The 22,857-nt window shown below is 43.5% G+C and carries 23 protein-coding genes; 18 read left to right on the forward strand and 5 right to left on the reverse strand.

Annotated elements, in window-relative coordinates; all coding sequences use genetic code 11:
- Positions 1-13 precede the first annotated feature (13 nt).
- The 6 genes from meaB to recG all read left to right on the forward strand — a co-directional run bounded on the left by meaB (position 14) and on the right by recG (position 6,225).
- Positions 14-904, forward strand: coding sequence for a methylmalonyl Co-A mutase-associated GTPase MeaB (meaB, locus tag B9A91_RS11440; RefSeq protein ID WP_084238583.1), 891 nt, complete (start codon positions 14-16; stop codon positions 902-904).
- 339 nt (positions 905-1,243) lie between these two features.
- The gene (locus B9A91_RS11445; RefSeq protein ID WP_084238585.1) at positions 1,244-2,578 is read left to right on the forward strand and encodes an OmpA family protein; all 1,335 of its coding nucleotides are present in this window, start codon (positions 1,244-1,246) and stop codon (positions 2,576-2,578) included.
- A gap of 76 nt (positions 2,579-2,654) precedes the next feature.
- Positions 2,655-2,792, forward strand: a complete 138-nt coding sequence (locus B9A91_RS24240) for a DUF6728 family protein (protein WP_200815634.1) — start codon at positions 2,655-2,657, stop codon at positions 2,790-2,792.
- Positions 2,793-2,801: 9 nt separating this feature from the next.
- Positions 2,802-3,182, forward strand: a complete 381-nt coding sequence (locus tag B9A91_RS11450) for a RidA family protein (RefSeq protein ID WP_084238587.1) — start codon at positions 2,802-2,804, stop codon at positions 3,180-3,182.
- A 3-nt stretch (positions 3,183-3,185) separates the two neighbouring features.
- A complete protein-coding gene (locus B9A91_RS11455) occupies positions 3,186-4,115 on the forward strand; it encodes an EamA family transporter (RefSeq protein ID WP_084238590.1) in 930 nt (309 codons plus the stop codon).
- Positions 4,116-4,119: 4 nt separating this feature from the next.
- Positions 4,120-6,225 (forward strand): ATP-dependent DNA helicase RecG, encoded by a 2,106-nt coding sequence (gene recG, locus B9A91_RS11460; protein WP_084238592.1) that lies wholly within the window; start codon positions 4,120-4,122, stop codon positions 6,223-6,225.
- On the opposite strand, the gene B9A91_RS11465 is transcribed toward recG, so the two are convergent.
- Positions 6,226-7,461 (reverse strand): serine hydrolase domain-containing protein, encoded by a 1,236-nt coding sequence (locus B9A91_RS11465; protein WP_084238594.1) that lies wholly within the window; start codon positions 7,459-7,461, stop codon positions 6,226-6,228.
- Positions 7,462-7,612: 151 nt separating this feature from the next.
- Between B9A91_RS11465 and fumC the strand changes: the two genes are divergently transcribed.
- From fumC to B9A91_RS11500, 7 genes are all read left to right on the forward strand, one after another.
- Positions 7,613-9,010 (forward strand): class II fumarate hydratase, encoded by a 1,398-nt coding sequence (fumC, locus tag B9A91_RS11470; RefSeq protein WP_084238596.1) that lies wholly within the window; start codon positions 7,613-7,615, stop codon positions 9,008-9,010.
- Positions 9,011-9,030: 20 nt separating this feature from the next.
- The gene (locus B9A91_RS11475) at positions 9,031-9,525 is read left to right on the forward strand and encodes a fumarate hydratase (RefSeq protein ID WP_084239685.1); all 495 of its coding nucleotides are present in this window, start codon (positions 9,031-9,033) and stop codon (positions 9,523-9,525) included.
- 2 nt (positions 9,526-9,527) lie between these two features.
- Complete coding sequence (locus tag B9A91_RS11480) at positions 9,528-10,334, forward strand: S1/P1 nuclease (protein ID WP_084238599.1); 807 nt, start codon at positions 9,528-9,530, stop codon at positions 10,332-10,334.
- 5 nt (positions 10,335-10,339) lie between these two features.
- On the forward strand, positions 10,340-10,780 hold the full coding sequence (locus tag B9A91_RS11485; protein ID WP_084238601.1) for a low molecular weight protein-tyrosine-phosphatase: 441 nt from the start codon (positions 10,340-10,342) through the stop codon (positions 10,778-10,780).
- Positions 10,781-10,782: 2 nt separating this feature from the next.
- The gene (locus B9A91_RS11490) at positions 10,783-11,343 is read left to right on the forward strand and encodes a DUF1543 domain-containing protein (RefSeq protein WP_084238603.1); all 561 of its coding nucleotides are present in this window, start codon (positions 10,783-10,785) and stop codon (positions 11,341-11,343) included.
- Positions 11,344-11,402: 59 nt separating this feature from the next.
- The gene (locus tag B9A91_RS11495; RefSeq protein WP_235012531.1) at positions 11,403-12,083 is read left to right on the forward strand and encodes a tetratricopeptide repeat protein; all 681 of its coding nucleotides are present in this window, start codon (positions 11,403-11,405) and stop codon (positions 12,081-12,083) included.
- A gap of 160 nt (positions 12,084-12,243) precedes the next feature.
- Positions 12,244-14,424, forward strand: coding sequence for a carboxy terminal-processing peptidase (locus B9A91_RS11500; RefSeq protein ID WP_084238605.1), 2,181 nt, complete (start codon positions 12,244-12,246; stop codon positions 14,422-14,424).
- 72 nt (positions 14,425-14,496) lie between these two features.
- Here B9A91_RS11500 and B9A91_RS11505 read toward each other — a convergent pair whose 3' ends face one another.
- On the reverse strand, positions 14,497-15,435 hold the full coding sequence (locus B9A91_RS11505) for an SPFH domain-containing protein (protein WP_084238606.1): 939 nt from the start codon (positions 15,433-15,435) through the stop codon (positions 14,497-14,499).
- Between the two features lie 136 nt (positions 15,436-15,571).
- Between B9A91_RS11505 and B9A91_RS11510 the strand changes: the two genes are divergently transcribed.
- The gene (locus tag B9A91_RS11510; RefSeq protein WP_084238608.1) at positions 15,572-15,757 is read left to right on the forward strand and encodes a hypothetical protein; all 186 of its coding nucleotides are present in this window, start codon (positions 15,572-15,574) and stop codon (positions 15,755-15,757) included.
- On the opposite strand, the gene B9A91_RS11515 is transcribed toward B9A91_RS11510, so the two are convergent.
- Entirely contained in the window at positions 15,754-16,851 is a 1,098-nt protein-coding gene (locus tag B9A91_RS11515; RefSeq protein WP_084238610.1) for a CapA family protein, read from the reverse strand. The genes B9A91_RS11510 and B9A91_RS11515 overlap by 4 nt on opposite strands.
- Before the next feature lie 4 nt (positions 16,852-16,855).
- Positions 16,856-17,410, reverse strand: a complete 555-nt coding sequence (locus B9A91_RS11520; RefSeq protein ID WP_084238613.1) for a C40 family peptidase — start codon at positions 17,408-17,410, stop codon at positions 16,856-16,858.
- Between the two features lie 395 nt (positions 17,411-17,805).
- Between B9A91_RS11520 and pdhA the strand changes: the two genes are divergently transcribed.
- The 3 genes from pdhA (at position 17,806) to hisS (ending at position 21,974) form a co-directional block, all read left to right on the forward strand.
- Positions 17,806-18,801 (forward strand): pyruvate dehydrogenase (acetyl-transferring) E1 component subunit alpha, encoded by a 996-nt coding sequence (gene pdhA, locus B9A91_RS11525; protein WP_084238615.1) that lies wholly within the window; start codon positions 17,806-17,808, stop codon positions 18,799-18,801.
- 29 nt (positions 18,802-18,830) lie between these two features.
- Positions 18,831-20,483, forward strand: a complete 1,653-nt coding sequence (locus B9A91_RS11530; protein WP_084238617.1) for a pyruvate dehydrogenase complex dihydrolipoamide acetyltransferase — start codon at positions 18,831-18,833, stop codon at positions 20,481-20,483.
- Positions 20,484-20,591: 108 nt separating this feature from the next.
- On the forward strand, positions 20,592-21,974 hold the full coding sequence (gene hisS / locus B9A91_RS11535) for a histidine--tRNA ligase (RefSeq protein WP_084238620.1): 1,383 nt from the start codon (positions 20,592-20,594) through the stop codon (positions 21,972-21,974).
- Here hisS and B9A91_RS11540 read toward each other — a convergent pair.
- Positions 21,971-22,363 (reverse strand): response regulator transcription factor, encoded by a 393-nt coding sequence (locus B9A91_RS11540; protein ID WP_084238623.1) that lies wholly within the window; start codon positions 22,361-22,363, stop codon positions 21,971-21,973. The genes hisS and B9A91_RS11540 overlap by 4 nt on opposite strands.
- Before the next feature lie 153 nt (positions 22,364-22,516).
- Here B9A91_RS11540 and B9A91_RS11545 point away from each other — a divergent pair, with 153 nt between their 5' ends.
- Positions 22,517-22,855 (forward strand): hypothetical protein, encoded by a 339-nt coding sequence (locus tag B9A91_RS11545; protein ID WP_084238625.1) that lies wholly within the window; start codon positions 22,517-22,519, stop codon positions 22,853-22,855.
- The last annotated feature ends 2 nt before the right edge of the window (positions 22,856-22,857 follow it).

A 22,857-nucleotide genomic window follows, 5' to 3' on the forward strand; every position in this document is an offset into this window, starting at 1 on the left:
TACAGAAGCTGAAATGAATACCCTTTTATCACTGATCACAGAAATTGAGCACGGAAACTTTAATGCATTGGCAAGGGCCATTACTTTGGTCGAAAACGACATCCCGCCGGCTGCGGAATTGTTAAGGTCAATAAATGTTGAAGTCAATGTTCCGGTGATTGGCATAACGGGCCCTCCTGGAGCAGGTAAAAGTACGCTGGTAAATGCCATTACCGCCAAGATAACCGCGGACGGTAAAAAGATAGCAATTCTGGCGGTCGACCCTACTTCTCCTTTTAATTTTGGCTCGTTGCTGGGTGATAGGATCAGAATGGCACAGCAGTTCAATAACCCTAATGTTTATATCCGTTCTTTGGCTACACGGGGCGCATTGGGTGGTATATCGGCAAAAACCATTGAGATTGTGGATGTGCTGAAGGCCGGCGGATTTGATCTGATCCTGGTTGAGACTGTTGGGGTGGGGCAGTCGGAAGTAGAAATTGCCGGACTTGCAGATAAGACAGTTGTGGTACTGGTGCCTGAATCGGGAGATGAAATTCAGAATATCAAATCAGGTTTAATGGAGATTGCCCAGGGCTTTGTGGTGAACAAGGCAGACCGGGAAGGGGCAGATACTTTTGCAAATAACCTGAAAAAGCTGGTTCATCAGCAACACCAGGTAATCCCGGTTTTTAAGACCGTGGCCGATAAGAATGAAGGAATTGACTCGCTTTGCGATTGGCTGCTGAAGCCTGCCGTAGCCGACAATAGCCGTAGGTCATTTCTACTGGCGGAAAAAGCGTTTAAGATTATTCAGCATTACCGCATGACGAATGTAGACAGGAAGCGGCTGCGGGAGGAAATAGATAAGGCATGGCATAAACCGGGCTTTAACATTTATCGTTTTACAGACAATTGGAGCTGAAATTTACCTGCTGTCTCAAAAACAGGACTTCGTTGTATGTCGTATTAGGACAATAATGAACAGATTTTTAACAAAATGGCAATATTTAATACGTTGTTGAAGTGTATTTTGAACACTGGCGTTAAAGCCACGATGATTTCATTGCCGGGAAAATTGACTTTTTCGGTGTTTTAGACAGTGTTTTTCTCTGTATTTAACCTAATTGAGGTTATTTTTTGAGAATTTAGAAGTTTGGAACGGAGTTTGTGTAAGTGTTTTGAGAATTTAAAAATTTGTTTAATTTTGCTACACAAAAAAATTATACAATTAAAATTTGTTTAACCTTAAAAAAGAAAAATTATGAATTATTCTACTTTAAAAAAGGGTCTGGCGGCCTCTCTGGTAGCTTTAATGGGTGCTACAACCCTTGCTACTGCTCAGGACGCTTCGACTTCTTCTTCGGCCAAGGTATTTGGTGGAAGAGGCCAGTACAGAACGTGGTCACTGGGTGTTAACGGTGGTGTTTTATCTCCGTTCATCGCTATTGGTGGTACCAACGATTTCACGAATGCTGATGTAAACTTAGGTTATGGTATCTCGTTGAGAAAACAATTAGGTCATGCATTTGGCTTAGAAGGTAACGTTTTCCGTGGAAAAATTTCAGGAACCAACAAAGATGGTGGTCCTGCTGCACTTCCTGGCTTAACTTCTTTCGAAACTGAATTGGCTTATGCTGCAGATTTAAGAGGTGTTGTTAACGTTGCAACTGTTGACTTCTTACGTCGCGAAAACTCTGTTAACTTCTTCGTAACTGCTGGTTATGGTGTTGCTGCTTACAGGGCTGCATTAAACGGTGCTGATCCTAAAGATTTACCAGAAACTTTTGGTAAAGACGGAGACAAAAAATACATCAAAGAAGCTTATATCCCAGTTGGTGCTGGTATTAAATTCAAAGTTTCTGAGCGTGTTTCCTTCAACTTGGGTTACACTATGCACTTTGTTGATGCTGATAACCTGGACGGAGTTTGGGCTAAAGCAACTACTAAAGACAAATTCTCTTACGGATATGCTGGTTTAGAATTCTCATTAGGTTCTAAATCTAAACCGAACCTGGATTGGGTTAACCCATTGGCTTTGATGTATGATGAATTGAAAGATCCTTCATTACGTCAGGAAGTTGAAGCTTTGAAAGGCCGTGTGGCTAACATCGAGAAATCTGTTGAAGATCTGAAAAAAGATAGCGATGGTGACGGTGTAGCTGATCAGTTTGACAAATGCCCAGGTACTCCAGCTGGTACTGCTGTTGATGGTTCAGGATGTCCTCTACCTAAAGCACCAGAGCCTACTGCAGTTAACACTAGCAACCTGACTGGTTTCGAAACTATCCAATTTGAATTCAACTCTTCAGTTTTAAAAACTGAGGCTTACCCAACTTTAGATAAATTATCTTCAGTATTGCGTGAAAACGGTGGTAAAGTAACTGTAAACGGTTACGCTTCTAGCGAAGGTACTGCTGCATACAACCTGAAATTATCTAAAGACAGAGCTAACTCTGTTAAAACTTACTTAGTTAACTCTGGTGTTAACGCTAGTCAAGTTGTAACTAAAGGTCATGGTGAAGCTAATCCAATTGCTTCTAACGATACTGAAGAAGGTCGTATCCAGAACCGTCGTGTTGAATCAGCTAGAAACTAATTATTTTCTAATTCATACGAAAAAGAGGGCTTCAATTTTGAAGCCCTCTTTTTTTTATTTATACCTTTGTATAGCTATGTATCTATTCAGAAAAAAAGACCCGAACCGACCTATAAATACCAATATCAGGATCATGCACATCATTAATGCTATTGCCATTATTGTGTTTGCCGCAGGTGTTTTATGGAAACTGATGGCATGGCTTTTTAAATAAAAAATAAAGATGAAAAAGATAATCAATACCACAAATGCCCCTGCGCCGATAGGCCCCTACAACCAGGCTGTAATGGCCAATGGGTTTTTATTTTTATCTGGCCAGGTAGCCATCAATCCCGAAACCGGGGGGCTAACCCAGTCGTCTATTACTGAGGAAACCCACCAGGTGATGCGCAACATCAAAGCTGTTTTGCTGGAAGCTTCCTACAGTTTTGAAGATGTGGTTAAGACCACAATCTTTTTATCAGACATGGCGCTGTTTGCCGAAGTGAATGAAGTATATGGCGCTTATTTCGAAACTGATTTTCCGGCCCGTGAAACTGTAGCTGTAAAAGGCCTGCCAAAAGGGGTGAATGTAGAGATTTCGATGACTGCATATAAGGGCTAAGCTTTGCAAAAGTCTAACCTCCGGTATTTCTTTGCTGGCATTTTATCTTTTGCTATCTGGGGTTTTTTCTCTATTCCCTTGAGAAACCTGAAAGCCTATCCTTCCGAAGAGATTCTGTATTACCGTATTTTTACTTCGCTGGTTTTCATCTGGCTGGCCATTTTCATCTTTAGAAAAAAGCAGCTGAAGGCAGATCTGGATTACCTCAGGTCTATTGAAGTAAGAGGAAAGCGGATCATCCTGTTGCAGCTTGTAGCCTCAACCTTGCTGCTTACAGGAAACTGGTATACCTATATTTATGCGGTAAACAATGTAAGCCTGCAGTCGGCTGCCTTTGCCTATATGGTTTGTCCGCTCATTACCGCCTTTGGCGGATTTATAATTTTAAAAGAAGCGCTCTCCCGGCTAAAACTGGTTTCGCTGGGGATTGCACTGTTAAGTATCCTGCTGCTGGCTACGGGTTCCCTGATAGAAGTGCTCTGGTCTGTGGTTATTGCTTCATTGTATGCCTTTTACCTCATTATACAACGCAAGATGCAAAACCTCGATAAACTGAATGTACTTGCGGTTCAGATTGCTTTGGCGGTGCTGTTGATGCTGCCCTTTTACCTGGGCAAGCATGCCGGCATCCCCAACGATCCCTGGTTCTGGGGAAATATTATTGTGATTGCGGTTTTCTTTACCATTATCCCTTTGTTCATGAGCCTTTATTCTTTGATCGGGATTCCGTCCTCTACTTTGGGCATTATCATTTATATCAATCCTATCATTGCTTTTACAGTGGCCATTTTTTATTTTGGTGAACAGGTGGATGTTCACCGTTTGTTTGCCTACAGCTTGCTGCTGGTATCTGTGATTGTATTTAATTGGGGCATCTTAAAAGATATCCTTACATTTAAAGGGAATAAGAATATTCCATTGAAAAATAGTTAAAACCTTGTTTACTGCTACCTTAGATACAACGATCGAATATTTGAAGGGCGTAGGTCCCAAACGTGCCGAACTTTTACAGAAGGAACTGGGCATTTTTACCTATGAACAATTGCTCAATTATTTCCCTTTCCGCTATATCGACCGAACGAGGTTTTATAAGATAAATGAGCTCAGTACCGAGCTTCCCTATGTTCAGATATTGGGGCGTATAACCAGTAAGGAACAGGTTGGTGAGAAACATAAAAAGCGGATTGTAGCAAAATTGGCTGATGAAACCGGTTCTATCGAACTGGTGTGGTTCCAGAGTTTAAAATGGGTTGATGAGCATGTAAGCAAGGGCAAAGTTTACATCGTATTTGGAAAACCATCAGTATTCAATGGTAGTTACAGCATCTCTCATCCGGATCTGGAAAGTTATCCCCGTCCTGCAACAGTTACAGGCAATCTGCGGCTGCAGCCTGTTTACAATTCGACCGAAAAATTAAAGAAGTTTTTTTTAGACAGCAAGGGCATACAGAAATTGCAAGCTTTGCTGTTGGAGCAGCACCTGCGGGAGGTTAGGGAAACCATTCCGGTATATATTCTGGAGAAATATCAGATGCTTTCCCGGAAAGAGTCGGTTTTAAATATTCACTTTCCAAAGGATGTAGCGACTTTAAAAAAGGCCGAGAGCCGATTGAAGTTTGAAGAGCTGTTCTTTATCCAGCTGCAGCTACTGTACAATAAGCAACTTCGCGAACTCAAATTTAAGGGTCATTTGTTTGAAACCGTAGGCGAGCGCCTCAATACATTTTATAAGGAAATATTGCCCTTCAATCTGACCAACGCGCAGAAAAGGGTGATCAAGGAAATCAGGCTGGATACACAACGTGGCATTCAGATGAATAGACTGGTGCAGGGAGACGTGGGGAGTGGTAAAACTGCGGTGGCTTTGATGAGCATGCTGCTGGCCAATGACAATGGATATCAAGCCTGTATGATGGCCCCTACAGAGATTCTTGCCCGTCAGCATTACGAGTCTATCGCATCCTTGCTGAAAGGCCGTTTGGTTAATGTCGCAATCCTTACGGGCAGCAGTACCAAAAAACAAAGGATCCAGCTGCACGCGGCGCTTGAAGCTGGCGAAATTGACATATTGGTGGGCACGCATGCCCTGATTGAAGATAAAGTGGTGTTCAGGAACCTGGGCATGGTAGTGATTGATGAACAGCACAGGTTTGGCGTGGAGCAAAGGGCAAAGCTCTGGCGCAAAAATGCGGTTCCCCCGCATATTCTGGTGATGACTGCAACGCCCATACCCAGAACGCTGGCCATGACCATGTACGGCGATTTGGACGTATCCGTAATAGACGAACTTCCAGCTGGAAGGAAGCCTGTTGAAACCAGGCATTTGTTTGAAGGACAGCGCCTGAGGATGTTTGGTTTTATGAAGCAGGAGATTGCCAAAGGCCGCCAGGTATACGTAGTTTATCCGCTGATCAAGGAAAGTGAAAAATTGGACCTCTTACACCTTGAGGCAGGCATAGAGCAGATGGGCTATCAGTTTCCACGGCCGCAGTACCAGATCAGTATTGTGCATGGAAAAATGAGCAATGCAGACAAGCAATATGAAATGCAGCAGTTTATAGAGGGGAAGAGCCAGATCATGGTGGCAACCACGGTAATAGAGGTTGGCGTGAATGTCCCTAATGCTTCTGTGATGATCATAGAGAATGCGGAGCGTTTTGGGCTTTCGCAATTGCACCAGCTGCGCGGCCGTGTAGGAAGGGGTGCGGAGCAGTCGTTTTGTATCCTGATGTCTGGAAATAAACTGAGTGCGGACGGAAAGTTGCGCCTGGAAACTATGGTCAAGACCAATAATGGTTTCGAGATATCCGAGATCGACCTGCAGCTCCGTGGACCTGGCGACATTACGGGCACACAGCAAAGCGGGGTACTGGAATTAAAAGTAGCTGATCTGGCCAAAGACCAGCTCATCCTGCAGGAAGCACGGAATACCGTTATAGAGGTATTGGCCAAAGATCCGCAATTGGAACTGCCTGAAAACAGTTTGCTCCGGACTTACCTGTCTAAAAGGCACAAGGGCATCGCTTTCGATAAGATATCCTGATTAATCTTCGTCGCTTCCCGGCAACGAGCCTGCACCAGAATAGGCCCCCTTGCGGATAACAGGGACACCGAGGTGTTTATACAGTTCATCAAGTTGCATCAAACTGCCATTGGTTAAATTGCCCAGAAATATAATGACGATATCCTTTTGGAAATCCCGCACATAGATGTGCCTGAAGCCATGCCACCAGCCTGTATGATACACTACTTTTCTGTTTTTTTCTCCGTCAAATATGCGCCAGCCATAACCGTAGTTAAAGTGACCTTTGATGGCTTTGTTCCTGCCTTTATATGCTGAGTCCAGACTTTTTTGTGTTAATAATCTGCCGTTCTTCAGGTATTTATCATACAACACCAGATCGTGCAAAGTGCTGTAAATACCTTTATCACCAACTGGTCCGTCTAGAAAATTTTGCACTACCGAATAGCGGAAGCTGTTGCGATCGTGGCCCACAACATCAACAGGTATTTTTTCATATTCTGTTGTGGAATATACATGGGTGTTCTTCATCCCTGCAGGTTTAAAAACGTGCTCCATCATGTACTGTGAAAAACGCTGGCCTGTCACCTTTTCTATAATGGCGGCAAGCACCATGAAATTGGAATTGTTGTAATGAAAAACGCGATTGGGTTTGGTGTAGGGATTCGGTTTTTTATCGGCTATAACCTCCATCACCTCCTGGTTGGATACACCTTTTTTCATGTTGCGCTTTTCCTTGCGCCAGATGTCATCAATAAAATAGACGTAGTTCATCATCCCGCTGCGGTGTGACAATAAAAGCTCCACTGTAATTCCCTCGTAAGGGAAGTTTGGATAGAATTTTTTTACATCGTCGGTCAGCTTCAATTTTCCTGCTTCTACCAACTGCATGATGGCAACCCCGGTAAAGGTCTTGGTGATAGATGCGAGTTCAAATTCGGAGTTTATTTTTAAGCTGTCGCGGTGCAGGTAATCGGCCCAGCCGACGGCTTTCTCATAGATGATTTTTCCACCTTTTGCCACCAGCATATTTCCGTTGAAATTATATTTTTTATGTAAGTTCTGTACAAAATCAGCAATCCATTGGTCGGCTTTTGCCGGGTTGTAAACCAGTGCCAGGCTATCGGCCCGGTCGTCTTCCTTAACTCTGACCTTTTTATCGGCTTCGGCTTTTTTAGCTTTTTCTTCTGGCGTTGAACATGAGGAGAGGGATAAAATGCTTAGTGCTGTGATTATGGTTAAGAACTGAAACTTCATGAAGGATAGTATACGATTTAAAAAGTCGAAAAATAAGGATTTTTACCCCTTTAAACGTAAAAGAGTTTTAAACATTATATCATTTGTTACATAAATAAAGATCATTGAGGGACAAAAACATTAAATTTGGGGACAACAAAAAATAGAACAAATGAATTTTAGAACAGAACACGATACGATGGGTGAAGTGCAGGTGCCTGCTGATAAATATTGGGGTGCTCAAACTGAACGTTCAAGGAATAATTTTAAAATTGGTCCTGAGGCCTCTATGCCAAAGGAAATCATTCATGCTTTTGGATATCTGAAAAAGGCAGCTGCGTTGGCCAACACAGAGCTTGGTGTTTTGAGTCAGGATAAGGCGGATCTGATTGCAAAGGCTTGCGATGAGATCATTGCCGGCGAGTTGGATGAGCAGTTCCCGCTGGTGATCTGGCAAACCGGGTCAGGTACGCAAAGCAACATGAATGCCAATGAAGTGATTGCCTATCGTGGGCATGTTTTAAATGGTGGTGCATTAGGGGATGAAAAGAAAGTGCTGCACCCTAATGACGATGTAAACAAATCGCAGTCTTCAAACGATACCTACCCTACTGCTATGCATATTGCTGCGTATAAGCAGGCGGTAGAAGTGACCCTTCCGGGCCTGGAAAAACTGCATGGCACCCTTGCTGCAAAATCGCAGGAGTTTGCTGCTATTGTTAAAACCGGCCGTACCCATTTTATGGACGCTACACCTTTAACATTAGGGCAGGAATTTTCCGGTTATGCGCAGCAAATCAGTAATGGCATCAGGGCCATTAAAAATGCCCTGGTAATGATCAGTGAGCTGGCATTGGGCGGTACCGCTGTGGGCACGGGGTTAAATACCCCGAAGGGTTATGATGTATTGGTCGCTAAAAAAATAGCTGAGTTGACAGGCTTGCCATTTGTAACCGCGCCCAATAAATTTGAGGCCCTGGCAGCGCATGATGCCATGGTTGAACTTTCGGGCGCTTACAAACGTGTGGCTGTTTCCCTGATGAAGGTGGCCAATGATGTAAGGATGCTGAGCTCCGGCCCAAGATCGGGAATAGGTGAGATCATTATCCCCGACAATGAGCCGGGTTCTTCAATTATGCCTGGCAAAGTTAATCCTACACAGCCTGAAGCACTCACCATGGTTTGTGCACAGGTAATTGGAAATGACGTAGCCGTAAGTATTGGTGGAAGTACCGGTCATTTTGAATTGAATGTATTTAAGCCGGTAATTGCGGCTAATGTATTGCAATCTGGCCGTTTGATAGGTGATGCTTGTGTTTCATTTAATGACCATTGTGCTGCAGGGATCCTGCCAAACCTTCCGGAGATCAAAAAGCACCTGGAAAACTCATTGATGCTGGTTACTGCGTTGAACCCGCATATAGGCTATGAGAATGCTGCAAAAATTGCAAAGAAAGCACATAAGGAAAATAAAACACTTCGTGAAGCAGCTGTAGAACTGGGCTTGCTGACTACCGGGCAATTTGAGGAATGGGTGCGTCCGGAAGAGATGGTAGGCAGTTTAAAGTAAGCCGGGTTAGCTGGAAAGATATGCTGAGATTGTTGTTTGGCTTTTTGTTGATCCTATGTATTGCGGTTTCATGCAGGCGGTTACCTGATGTACAGGGAAAAGGCGAAGCATTTTTGCAGGGGGTATGGAACCAGGACAGTATCGCGAATGCCGACAAATTACTGAATTACACGCAGCATAAATTCAGGTTTACCTGTGACTCCTTTTATGTGGATCTTACCACACACTCTAAAGTGAATTACTATTCAGATTCCTGTTTTAATGGAGGGGTCTGGAAGGAGTATGCCAAAGGGGTGTATGAAGTGAGGGCCGACAGCCTTTTCCTGGTTGGAACTTATACCAAAGCCAATTATAAGCAGAAGATTTCCGGCTGCTATCGGATTGGACAGTATATACAAACTTTTTACATCAGGTCGGCCGGCCAGGACCAGCTGAAGCTGGAAAGCACCAGCAATCAGAGGGATTGTACCCTGGCCTTAAAAGAACGCATCACCTGTAAGCCTAAAGAATTATAGTAATGAACAAGAAAGTAATGATAAAAATGAGTAAAGGCCTTCTGGCCTTTGCCTTTGTTTTATACATGCCGCTACATGCAGGGGCCTGGGGTATGCTGGGACACCGGATAGTTGGGCAGATTGCCGAAAGTCACCTTAGCGGCAAAGCCAGGAAAGGTGTGAAAGAGGTATTGGGTAACGAAAGCCTGGCTATGGCAAGTAACTGGGGCGATTTTATCAAGTCGGACCCTGCCTACGATTATTTATACAACTGGCATTTTGTAAACCTGCCTGCCGGGTTAGACAAACAGGGGGTATTTGATCTTTTAGAACAGGAAAAATCGCCGAACGTTTATAATAAAATCCCGGAAATGGCGGCCGTATTGAAGAACAGAAAGACCAGTGCTGAAGAAAAAAGACTGGCAATGCGCCTGCTGATCCACTTGGTGGGTGATTTGAACCAGCCCATGCATACCGCAAGGAAAGAAGACCTTGGCGGCAATAAAGTATTTGTAACCTGGTTCGGTGAAAAGTCTAACCTGCACAGGGTTTGGGACGAATCACTGATCGAATACCAGCAGCTAAGTTATACAGAGTACGCAAATGCCATCAACTTTCCTTCGGCCGATCAGTTGAGTACCTGGCGGAACAGTTCTTTAAAAGATTATGTCTATGGTTCTTACATGGCCTGCAACAGAATTTATGCCAACGTTAAACCTGAAGAAAGGCTGAGCTATAAATATAATTTTGAGTTTGCAGGCTTGTTGAATGAACAACTGCTTAAAGGAGGGATTTGTCTGGCAAATATCCTGAATGACATTTATAAATAGCGGATATGAAGATACTGATGGTTTGTTTGGGCAATATATGCCGTTCGCCCCTGGCAGAAGGTATTATGCGACAGCTGCTGGAGGAGCAAGGGCTGAGCTGGGAGGTTGCTTCTGCGGGGACGGGCGATTGGCATGTAAACCAGCCTGCAGACAGGAGAAGCATCGCCATTGCCAAAAAATTTGGATATGATATCTCAAAGCAAAGGGCAAGGCATTTTGGTAAACAGATGTTTGATGAGGCAGATCATATCCTGGTGATGGACCGGAATAACCTCAGAGATGTGCTGAAACTGGCAGAGAATACCGAACAGCGTGAAAAAGTGAAACTGTTTTTGGCCGGCGATCTGGAAGTGACAGACCCCTATTATGATGACCAGCTTTTTGAGCCTGTCTTTTTAGGTATCGAGGAACGTTGCAAGGCATTGATAGAGGAAATGAAACTATAACGATGGAACCACTCAAGCTTTTTATGTTTTTGCTGGGTTGTAAGCCCCCGGGCCGGCATACCGAGCAGCACGATATCTTTTTTACAATCGGAATTTCATTGGCAGCAGTGAAACAGGATATCATAGACTTCTGGCCAGAAGCAAAGGGAAAAATCCATATTGATGCCTGGAGAATGGTTGACAGAGTTGGGGAGTATCAACTGAAGGTTGTGCCGGCTGCAGAAAAATTAGATGATCAGAAAAATAAACTGTTTTTTTTGAACCTGGGCGGGTACAGAAAAGGCGAGTTTGATGAATTGCATTATAAGCTGTTGATTGTGGCGGACAGTCTGGGCACAGCTTCTAAAACGGCTAAAGAGACTGCCTTTTATAAACACACGGGGTTTGAAGGGGCGGTGTCGCATATTGACGACAAATACGGAATTGACGTAGATGACGTTTTTGAAATAGCAGATGTCCTTCCATCAGGTGTTAAAAGTAAATACAGGTTACAACTAGAGGTGGGTGCCGATGGGCCTGCCGATGAAATGCACCTGGGTTATTTGCCTTTAAGCAGGCTTTGATTTCATAGCTTTTGATTTAGTTTACAGCTGCTTAAGTAAATTTATCCTATCTTTAGCGAATGAACAAAATTTGTTTGATATTGATTGGCCTTTTTTTTTCCAGTAAGGCCATGACCCAAACCGGTACCTTTTTGTCGCAGGACTCACAACCGGGCAATGGGGCTGTAAATATTGTGGTGTCCAATCTGGATGAGAATGATGGCGACGATTATTTTGCGGAGGCAGAAAAGAACGAGCGCCGCGGAGACCTGAACGATGCGATCACTTTATTTGGAAAAGCTGCATTCGAATACAACAGTGCTAAAAAATTTTCACAATATGGTTCAGCACTTTTAAGGCTCGCCAATGTGCATTACCTGCTTGCCCATTATTCGGAAGCAGAACAGGTAACCCTGAACGTTGCCTTAAAGAATTACGCCAAAATTGGCAGCAGAGCGGGGCAGATGGAGTCATACGGACAGCTTGGCAAAATATATCTGGCCGCAAATAAATTGACGCAATCGCTCTGGTTTTATACACAGCAGGGCATACTGGCCCAACAGATGGGTAACAATAATGCCTATATCGATTCTATATTGGGCCTGGCACAGGTTAAGATCAGAAAAAAAGAATACACCCTTGCGGCAAGGGACCTCAACAGGGCCGAACTGCTGGCAAAGTCTTCCAGTTTAGCCAGGTTTAAGGGCCAGATTAAAGAAGCCAGGGCACAGATCCCGGCTAAAGTTATGGCAAAGAAATAGTTGCCCTGTCAAATATTTGCAGCTCAAATAGTTTTTTTGTATCATTGATTCTATAGTATTTGACTACTTTTGGGTATGTTTACAGAAAAGAGACAGTATTATTACTGTCTCTTTTCTGTTTATTTCTGAAATTGGTATCATATTAGTGCGAAATATAAAAATGGATTTTAAAAATGTTAAAGAGATGTTGAAGAAGATATTACTGGTAACCTTTACTGCCGCCGTTCTTGCCTGCCACGCTGCCCCTAAAACACAGCCCCTGGTTCAAGGTGTAAGCAACATTGTGCCTGATGAAAAGCAAGCACTGGTATGTAAGGAAATTGTGGGGTTGATAGAGAATTATAACTACAAGAAAATTAAAATTAACGATTCCATTTCTTCACTGGTACTGGATAAGTACATCAAAGATCTGGACCCTTATAAGTACTATTTTCTGGCTTCTGATATAAAAGAGTTTGAGAAGTTCAGGTATTCACTTGATGATGATTTCCGCAATGGAGACCTGAGTGCACCATTTTATATTTTTAATGTTTACCTGAAACGTTATAACGAATTTCTGACCTATGCTTTTACAGAGATTAAAGCGAAGCAGAATTACACCCAGAATGAAACCTATGTATTTGACAGGGAAAAGATGCCATGGACCAGTTCTAAGGCTGCATTGGATGACCTTTGGAGAAAAAGGGTAAAATATGAGCTGGTAAACTTAAAAATTGCAGGGACACCGGAAGCCAAGAACGTAGAAACTCTGACAAAACGATATGAGGCGCTGAAATCCCAGTCGTCTAAGCTGAACAACCAGGATGTTTTCCAGACAATCATGGATGCTTTTACCGAAACCATTGATCCGCACACCAATTATTTTAACCCAACCAATGCCCAGCAGTTTAACGAAGATATGGCCCGTTCTTTTGAAGGGATTGGTGCCAGGCTGCAACTGGAAAACGAGGTGCTTAAAATTGCTGAAGTGATTCCCGGAGGACCTGCCTTTAAGAGCAAGCTACTGAGTGCGGGCGACAGGATCGTTGCAGTTGCGCAGGGTGCCGGAGAATTTGAAGACATTATTGGCTGGAGGATAGAAAGTTCTGTGGCTAAGATTAAAGGCCCTAAGGGAACCAAAGTAAGGCTTAAAATTATTCCTGCGGGAATGGAAATGTCGGCCAAACCGGTAATTATTGAATTGGTAAGGGAAAAAATTGTAATGGAAGACCAGTCTGCCAAAAAGAAGGTACAAACCATACAGTCAAACGGCAAGCCTTATAAGATCGGAATCATTACTGTGCCTGCATTCTATGCCGATTTCAAAGCGGCAAATGCCGGTGACCCCAACTATAAAAGCACTACACGTGATGTAAGGTTATTGATTGATACCTTAAAAAACCGCGATAAAGTAGATGCCATTGTAATGGACTTACGTGCAAATGGAGGTGGTTCTTTGGTTGAGGCGATTGATTTAACAGGCTTATTTATCAATAAAGGGCCGGTTGTGCAGGTTAAGGATCTTAGGAACGGGGTAGAAGTGAGCGAAGACAACAATCCAGGTGTAGCCTGGGCCGGGCCTTTTGGTGTTATGGTTGACAGACTGAGTGCTTCTGCATCTGAAATCTTTGCAGGTGCTATTCAGGACTATGGAAGAGGAATCATCATGGGCACACAAACCTATGGAAAAGGAACGGTACAATCCTCGATTGACATGAATAAGCTGGTTAATCCTTCCATCATTCAAAGGCTTGCTGCACTTGTTGGTAAAACCGGTAGTGTGATAAAAACTGAAAAAGAAGGAATCCAGCTTGGCCAGATCAATTTAACGATGGCGAAGTTTTATCGTGTAACTGGTAGCAGTACCCAGCATAAAGGGGTAATGCCTGATATTGAATTCCCTTCTTTATACCCAATGGACAAGATTGGTGAAGATACAGAGCCTTCCGCTTTGCCATGGGATGAAGTAAAAGCCTCTAATTTTACACCGGTGGCGAACCTTGCGCCGCTTAAGCCAGGTCTGATAGCGCTGCATAAACAACGGATGGCCAAATCGCTGGATTATAAAGTAATGGAGCAGGACATTGCAGAGCTGAATAAAAGCGATAAAGAAGTTTCGGTTTCTTTAAATGAAGTAAAATTAAAACAGGAAAGAGACAGCCTTGAGGCGAAAAACCTGGCTAAAATCAACTCATTAAGGGCTTCAAGAGGTCTGCCTGCCGTTAAAAAGGGAGATAAGATAAAGAAAGAAGAGAGCTTTGATTTTGTACAGGATGAGAGTCTGAGGATCATGGCCGACTTTATGCAAATGACTGATCCTGCGGGGAAAGGCCTGGTAAAGAACCAAACTCCTTTGAAATAAGCTCACCTAAAGTATTTCAACAAAAAGGCTCCTGGCACAATGTGTCAGGAGCCTTTTTTACATTAGTGGCAGTTATTTCCCAGATTTATCCTGGGTGGCTTTCTGTATTTGCATGGCCATCATTTCTTTCATCGTACGGTTCATACCTTCTGTGGAACCATCCAGGAAGATGACATTGCCTTCGCTGTTTTCTGCAAATTGTTTGATGGATTCCGTCCACATTGTGAAGAGAATAACCGAGATATCCAGATTGGCTTCTTCCATTTCCTGGGCCGCTTTGGTCATACCATGTGCAACCTCAGCCCGGAAGAGGGCAATACCCTGTCCGCGTAACTGTGCAGCCTCGCGTTCTGCTGCGGCTGCAATTTTAATGGCATTCCCATCGGCTTCGGCACCTTTGGTCTTGGTGATCAACAGGGCCTGGCCTTCGTTTTCTGCCGCGGCCTTCAAGTTGTTGGAGGCCACTACCCTGCTCATCGAGCGCATGATCTCTTCATCAAAGGTAATGTCGTTCAGCTGCAGGTCCTGCAGGTGATACCCCCAGCTTTCCAGTACCTGGTCTATCTGCTGCTTTACGTGTTCTACAATTTCGTTCCGCTGGGCAAGTACATTCGCCTGTTTTTGTGTAGCTACATAGGCCCGGATAGAGCCTTCTATGGTGCGGATCAGGGCCTGCATCAGGTTGTTGGAGTCCACAAACTTAAAAGCTACGTTTTTGATGGTTTCTTCGTCATGGTTGATGACAGAATAAAGCAGCATGGCTTTAAAATAAACATTGGCCTGGTCTTGTGTAACCGCCTGAAAGGACAATTCTACCGATCTGTTCTGTATAGAGATCCTGGAATGGATGTTTTCGATCAGGGGGATTTTTAAGCTCAATCCCGGGCGCAATAGCCTCCTGTATTTTCCGAAGATGGTAATTACAGCAATTGTCCCTTGTTTTACGGTAACAAATGAGCTGATCAGGACAATAAAAGCTACAAAGAGAAAAATGTAAAGCGAGTAATTCATAAGTCGTTTTTAAATGATGAATAATTTATTCAAGATACGAACAAATCTGAATGATAAGCGGTTTTTGTTTCTGGAACTGAACATTACATGCAGGCACGGATGTTGTATATGGATAGTGAACTAAATTTTAAACGTTATGAATGTAAAAAGAACATTTGGTACCATATTAACTATTTTAGGCATAATAGGGCTTATTTATGCAGGGTATGGATTTATTAATCATAGTATGCAGAGCCGGGAATTGATTGTTGCCGGGATCATAGGGCTTATTTTTTTCGTTTCAGGAATAGGTTTGGTCAAGAATACAAAAGACGAGTCTTAATCCATTAATTCAATACGGCCTGATCCGGAGAATTTTAGCCGGTGACCCGGGAAATCGGCATTGGTTAGCGATTTGATCTTCTTAAATGCCCCCTGGTTTTCATCTAAAGTCAGGCGGTTAACTTTGTCCTGTTTTACAGATACCACATCGGCATACAGAAAATCACCTTTGGCGTTTATTTTTAATTGAAGTAATGGTGCTATGCCATTAGGACCTTTAAGGCTAAACATACCATAGGTACAAAAGTTGCCGAGGCTGTAAGCGATAAACTTGTTCCTGTATACTTCCACCGCCCTGGTGACATGCGGGCCATGTCCAAGCACTATGTCTGCCCCGGCATCTACTACGGCATGGGCAAAGGCATATACATTACCCCTGTTCTCACCATAAAATATTTCCTTACGTTTTAAAACGTGCTCAGCTTTGGCGCCTTCGGCACCCCCATGGAAAGAAACGATCACAATATCGGCCTGTGCTTTCAGGCGTCGTACCAGTTGTATGGCACTGTCTGTCTGGTTAATGGAAACGGTATTTTCGTTTGGTGCGAAGGCACAGAAAGCATACTTAATACTATCTTTTTCAAAAATGGCATAGGGATGGGATTGTAGCCCGGCATATGGAATTTCCAGGGAATCCAGAATCGCTGCGGTGCGGCTTCGGCCTTTGAGCCCGAAATCGCCCACATGGTTGTTGGCGATGCTCAACAGGTTAAACCCGGCTTTTTTGATGATGCCTGCGTACCGTTCTGGCATCCTGAAAGCGAAACAGCTGTTGCTGTTCGGGTCTTTGCATTTGGTAGACTTGCCATTGTCGAGCAGACAGCCCTCCAGGTTGCCAAAAACAATATCACCTTGCAACAGGCTGTCCACTGCTTTAAAACTATGGACTGCATCATCAGGAGGTAGATTTGATTTTGTTGGATAGGCAGAGCCGATCATGATATCACCAACGGCAACAATAGCTAATGTATCTTTTTTAGGAATTACTGGCGTGTCAATCTGAACCTTTTTGGGTACACTGGCGGTATTATTGGAGCAGCTTAGGGCAATCAGTGCAATTTTTACACTAAGCAGGGCTATTGCTGAAAGTTTCAATGGTCTATTCCTGGATCAGGTCTTCCTTAACACCGTCTAATATCCGACCACCCTTGTAAAAATATCTTGAATAATAAGGCTCGTTTAAATTGCTGATTACTACACCTCGACTGGAAGAGGCATGGGCAAAGCGGTTATCGCCCAGGTAAATTCCGATATGTGTGATGCTCCTGCTTTTGATTTTAAAAAATACGAGGTCGCCTTCTTTCAGTTCGTCTTTTGGTAGCGGGTCTACCATGCTGAAAATATCACGGGAGTTACGTAATATGGTAGTGTTGAAAACTTTATCGTAAATGGCTTTGGTAAAAGCCGAACAGTCAATTCCTTTCTGAGTATTTCCTCCGAACCGGTAAGGGGTTCCAATCCATTCGTAGATGAATTTGTATAATTTAACATTGGAGGTTGCATCTACCGCAACGCCCATAACCTGTGAGAAATATTGGGATGCTAAGTTGTCGGGGTCTGCTAATTTATTGGTCTCTTTTGTTTTTGTTTGCGCATTTACAGCTGTTAAACTGCACAAACCAATGAGGGAAGAAAACAAAAACTTTTTAATCATGTTATACTGTTAAGTTTGGGTATTAATCACTTACACTTAAACGTACACCACTAGGGCTTATTGTCAGGCTGTCAAAACTATGTATTTTACAAATGTTATCCAAATGTATTGTTTCTAAATGTGAAAGTTATTAACAATTTTGGCATAATGCTTTATTTTTTTGCACCATATAAGTTTCGGCTGGTTCTAAATTAGAAGCAACTTTATGATGGTTTATCGGGGATCTGTTTGCTTAAAATTTGTCAGGATGTCTATATGCACTAATATTGACCTTGTTAGCACTTCTGATAGATGGGGTAAAATAAGCTTCCTTAGTGTGCATTTTACATCATTTACTTCTATATATTGCAATAAAAAAGTAGATTTGCTCTCGTAAAAAAAATCAACACCCCAAAATGAGTGCAGTAGAAATAAATAAAGATACCTATCTGAAGTGGTTTGAGTCGATGTTGCTGATGCGCAAGTTCGAAGAAAAAACCGGTCAACTTTATGGACAACAAAAAATCCGTGGTTTTTGTCATTTATACATCGGTCAGGAAGCTGTAGTAGCCGGAGCGATTTCCGCGCTTCAGCCTGAAGATACGATGATTACTGCTTACCGTGATCACGCTCATGCATTGGCAAAAGGTGTAAGTGCAAACAGCATCATGGCCGAAATGTACGGTAAGGTAACTGGCTGTTCAAAAGGTAAAGGCGGTTCGATGCACATGTTCAGCAAAGAATTCAATTTTTATGGCGGGCATGGTATTGTAGGGGGGCAGATCCCTTTGGGTGCAGGTATTGCATTTGCTGAAAAATATAAAGGCACTAAAAATGTAAACGTTTGCTACATGGGAGACGGTGCCGTACGCCAGGGAGCTTTAAACGAAGCTTTCAACATGGCCATGCTGTGGAAACTCCCGGTTATTTTCGTTTGCGAAAACAACGGTTATGCCATGGGTACTTCGGTAGAACGTACCACCAACATGACTGATATTTATAAAATTGGTTTAGGTTTTGATATGCCATGTGCCCCTGTAGATGGTATGGACCCGGTTGCAGTACACAACGCAATGGATGAGGCAGCACAGCGTGCCAGGAACGGAGAAGGACCAACTTTCCTGGAAATGAGAACTTACCGTTACCGTGGACATTCTATGTCTGACCCTGCCAAGTACCGTACCAAAGACGAGCTGGAAGAATATAAGGCTAAAGATCCGATTGAACTGGTGAGAGAGGTAATCCTTAAGGAAAAATATGCTGATCAGGCCTGGATCGAGGAAATTGAAAATAAAGTAAAGCAGATTGTTGATGAGTCTGTAAAATTTGCTGAAGAATCTCCATTCCCGGATGCCTCAGAATTGTATACTGATGTATACGTGCAGCAGGATTATCCTTATGTAAAAGATTAATTAAGAACGCATTTCAATAGATATATAGCATGGCTGAAATAGTTAGAATGCCCAAAATGAGCGATACCATGACCGAAGGGGTGATGGCTAAGTGGCATAAAAAAGTTGGCGATAAAGTAAAGAGCGGCGATGTAATGGCCGAAGTGGAAACCGATAAGGCGACCATGGATTTAGAATCCTATTGGGATGGTACCGTATTGTACATTGGTGTAGAAGAAGGTAAGGCCGTTCCTGTTGATGCAGTTATTGCTGTTATCGGTAAAGAGGGCGAAGATTATAAAGCTGCTTTGGACGCAGAAGGTGCAGCAGCCCCTGCAGCTGATAACAAGACTGCCGAAGCAGCCCCTGCAGCGGAAAAAAATGATGCACCTGCTGAGGAAGCCAAAGGCGGATTGTCTGAAGCTGAGCTGGCAGCAAAAGGTGTTACGGTAATCCGTATGCCTTTGCTTAGCGATACCATGACTGAAGGCGTAATTGCGGAATGGCATAAAAAAGTTGGCGATAAAGTTAAAGACGATGATATCCTGGCCGATGTGGAAACCGATAAGGCAACCATGGAGGTAATGGGCTATGCCAGCGGAACTTTACTGCACATTGGTGTGGAAAAAGGGGCTGCGGCAAAAGTAAATGGGATCATCGCCATTGTAGGACCTGAAGGAACAGACATCAGTGGTATCCTGGCGCAAGGAGATGTTCCTGCCAAACCAGTTGCTGATGCGAAGTCTGATGCCCCTGTGGCAGAAAAAGCTCCTGAAGCAAAAGAAGCTGCAGCTGTTTCGTCTGGAAACGGCGAAAGGGTAAAAGCATCTCCATTGGCCAAACGCATCGCGAAAGATAAAGGAATCGATCTTTCACAGGTTGCCGGAAGTGCCGATGGTGGTCGTATCATTAAAAAAGACATAGAGAACTTCAAACCTGCTACCGCAGCTCCGGTCGCAGTATCTTCATCTGCCCCTGCTGCAGAAAAAGCTGCACCGGTAATCCCTCAGTATGTGGGTGAAGAGAAATTTACCGAGAAACCAGTGTCGCAGATGCGTAAAGTGATTGCTAAGCGTTTAGCAGAGAGCTTGTTCACTGCTCCGCATTTTTACCTGACCATCAGTATAGATATGGACAATGCAATGACTGCCCGTACGGCAATTAATGCGGTTGCTCCGGTTAAGGTTTCTTTCAATGATATCGTAATCAAAGCGGTGGCTGTTGCCTTAAAACAACACCCTGCGGTGAATTCTTCATGGGGTGGTGATAAGATCCGTTTCAACGAGCACACCAATATCGGCGTAGCGATGGCGGTGGAAGATGGCTTACTGGTTCCTGTGGTTCGTTTTGCAGATGGCAAATCCTTATCTCATATCTCTGCCGAGGTTAAAGAATACGGACAGAAAGCAAAAGCCAAAAAACTGCAGCCATCAGATTGGGAGGGTTCTACCTTTACCGTTTCTAACCTGGGTATGTTTGGTATTGATGAATTTACTTCTATCATCAATTCCCCTGACGGCGCGATCCTTTCTGTAGGTGCGATCCAACAGGTTCCTGTTGTTAAAAACGGAGCCGTTGTACCCGGTAATGTAATGAAGCTGACTTTAGGCTGTGACCACCGTGTGGTTGATGGCGCTACTGGCGCTGCATTCCTGCAAACATTAAAAGGATTGCTGGAAGAGCCAATCAGGCTGCTGGCTTAACATCAGCATTAAGAGCGCTTAAAGAGCGCATTAAATAATATAAAGGTTGTCTGCCCATTAAAGCAGGCAGCCTTTTTTTATGCCTGTTAGTTTTGTACTTTTGCGCCTATGTCAAACATCAAACCCTCTTTAGCAAAAGGAACCCGAGATTTTTCACCACAGGAAATGGTGAAACGCAATTATATTTTTGATACCATTAAAACGGTATTTAAAAAATATGGTTATGCCGAAATACAGACCCCGGCAATGGAAAACCTGGCAACACTAACCGGAAAATACGGTGATGAGGGTGATAAACTTATATTTAAAATCCTGAACAGCGGTGATTTCCTTTCCAAGGTGAAACCAGAGCAGATGGCCCAGGCCAATTCAAATGCCATCACCTCATCCATCAGTGAAAAAGCGTTGCGCTATGACCTCACAGTGCCCTTTGCCCGGTATGTTGTGATGCACCAGAACGACATTGCCCTCCCCTTCAAACGTTTCCAGGTGCAGCCTGTATGGCGTGCAGACCGCCCGCAGAAGGGGCGTTACCGCGAGTTTTATCAATGTGATGTTGATGTGGTGGGCTCAGACAGCCTGTTAAACGAGGCAGAATTTGTATTGATCTACCAGGAAGCATTGAGTAACCTTGGTCTTAAAGACTTTACTATAAAAATCAACAACCGCAAGATCCTTTCCGGAATTGCGGAGGTGGTGGGTAAACCCGAACTGATTGTTGATATGACTGTTGCCATTGACAAGCTGGATAAAATTGGTTTGGAGGGCGTGATCAAAGAACTCCTGGAGCGTGGCTTTACTGAAGCGGATATTGAGCAGTTAAAGCCGGTTATTTTGCTGGAAGGTTCCAATACCGAGAAGTTAAACAGCCTCCGGGCGGTGTTGTCCGCATCAGCCACAGGCCTTAAAGGAATAGAAGAGATAGAACAGGTTTTTGAATATTTAGCTGGAATGCTTATGCCTGAGGCACCGAAGCCAGACCTGGAACTGGACATCACACTGGCAAGGGGATTGAACTATTATACGGGCTGTATATTTGAGGTGAAAACCAATGAGGTAGCAATGGGAAGTATAGGCGGTGGCGGTCGTTATGATGACCTTACTGGAATGTTTGGGCTGAAGGGCTTAACAGGTGCGGGAATTTCTTTCGGCGCAGACAGGATTTACGATGTTTTGCAGGAACTCAACCTTTTCCCTGAATCTGCAGCAGCAGGAACAAAGGTCCTGATCAGCAACTTCGATCAGGATGCCGAAAGATATGCATTACCGATACTGCAGCAGCTGCGCAATGCCAGCATTGCCACAGAGTTGTATCCTTCTTCAGCAAAGCTGAAAAAACAAATGAGCTATGCAGATGACAAGGGTATCCCATTCGTTATCTTAATTGGAAGTGATGAAATGCAGACGGGATTACTTACTTTAAAAGACATGCAGAGCGGCAAACAACAAAAGCTTACAACGATAGCTATAATAGACCTGTTAAAGCGCTAATAGGTTTTGCCGGCCAGTATACCTTCAATCCGGTCCAGTAATTCATCTATATCAAATGGTTTCGGCAGGAAGCCATTTGGTTTGTATTCTCCATGTTGTATATTTTCTGCTGTATATTTTGCCGATATCAGCAACACGGGGATATGCGCTGTGGATGAATTTGTTCTGATCTCCTTTAACAAATCCCTTCCATCACCGTCTGGAAGCATGATGTCCAGGATCACCAGATCAGGTTTCATCTGGTCAATATGGGTCATCATATCTGCACTTTTATTCAGGCCGGTTACTTTATACGATTCGCTTTGCAGGATCAGGGTGATCACATCAAGAATGGCATGATTGTCCTCAATGACAAGTATCTTTTTGTATGTTGTGGTATTTTTTTTCAATTCGACCAGTTTGAGTTGCAAATATATTAAGTAGAATGATTTGTTTATCTAATTTTTATTTTTTTTAAACAACCTCGCCTGAAGTCATATTAGCGCCATGTTCTCAAGTCCGGATGCCGGAATAATCACAGAATTGATTAATTTTGGCTCCAATTGAAAAAGAAGCACCAGCATATTCATCGGCACCTGTCGATTTTGCTGTTATGGGTATTTGCCATAGCACTTACTCCTTTTGGTGCTTTTCATAACCACAAACACGAGGAAACCTCTTGTACAGGTCATCAGAAAAACTGTAAGCATAAATTGCACGTCAGCAATCACAATGACGATTGTCTGGTATGTAAGGTCCATTTTGAAAAGAATTACCTGAAAGCACAGCAGTATTTTCCCACCTACACCACTTATACGCATGCCAGGCCGTATTATACCGTACTGAGTGGTACTTATGTTGAACTGATCGGCCTTTCTCTCAGAGGCCCCCCTGTAGTTTAGGT

The organism is Pedobacter africanus (assembly GCF_900176535.1).
GTDB classification, from domain to species: domain Bacteria; phylum Bacteroidota; class Bacteroidia; order Sphingobacteriales; family Sphingobacteriaceae; genus Pedobacter; species Pedobacter africanus.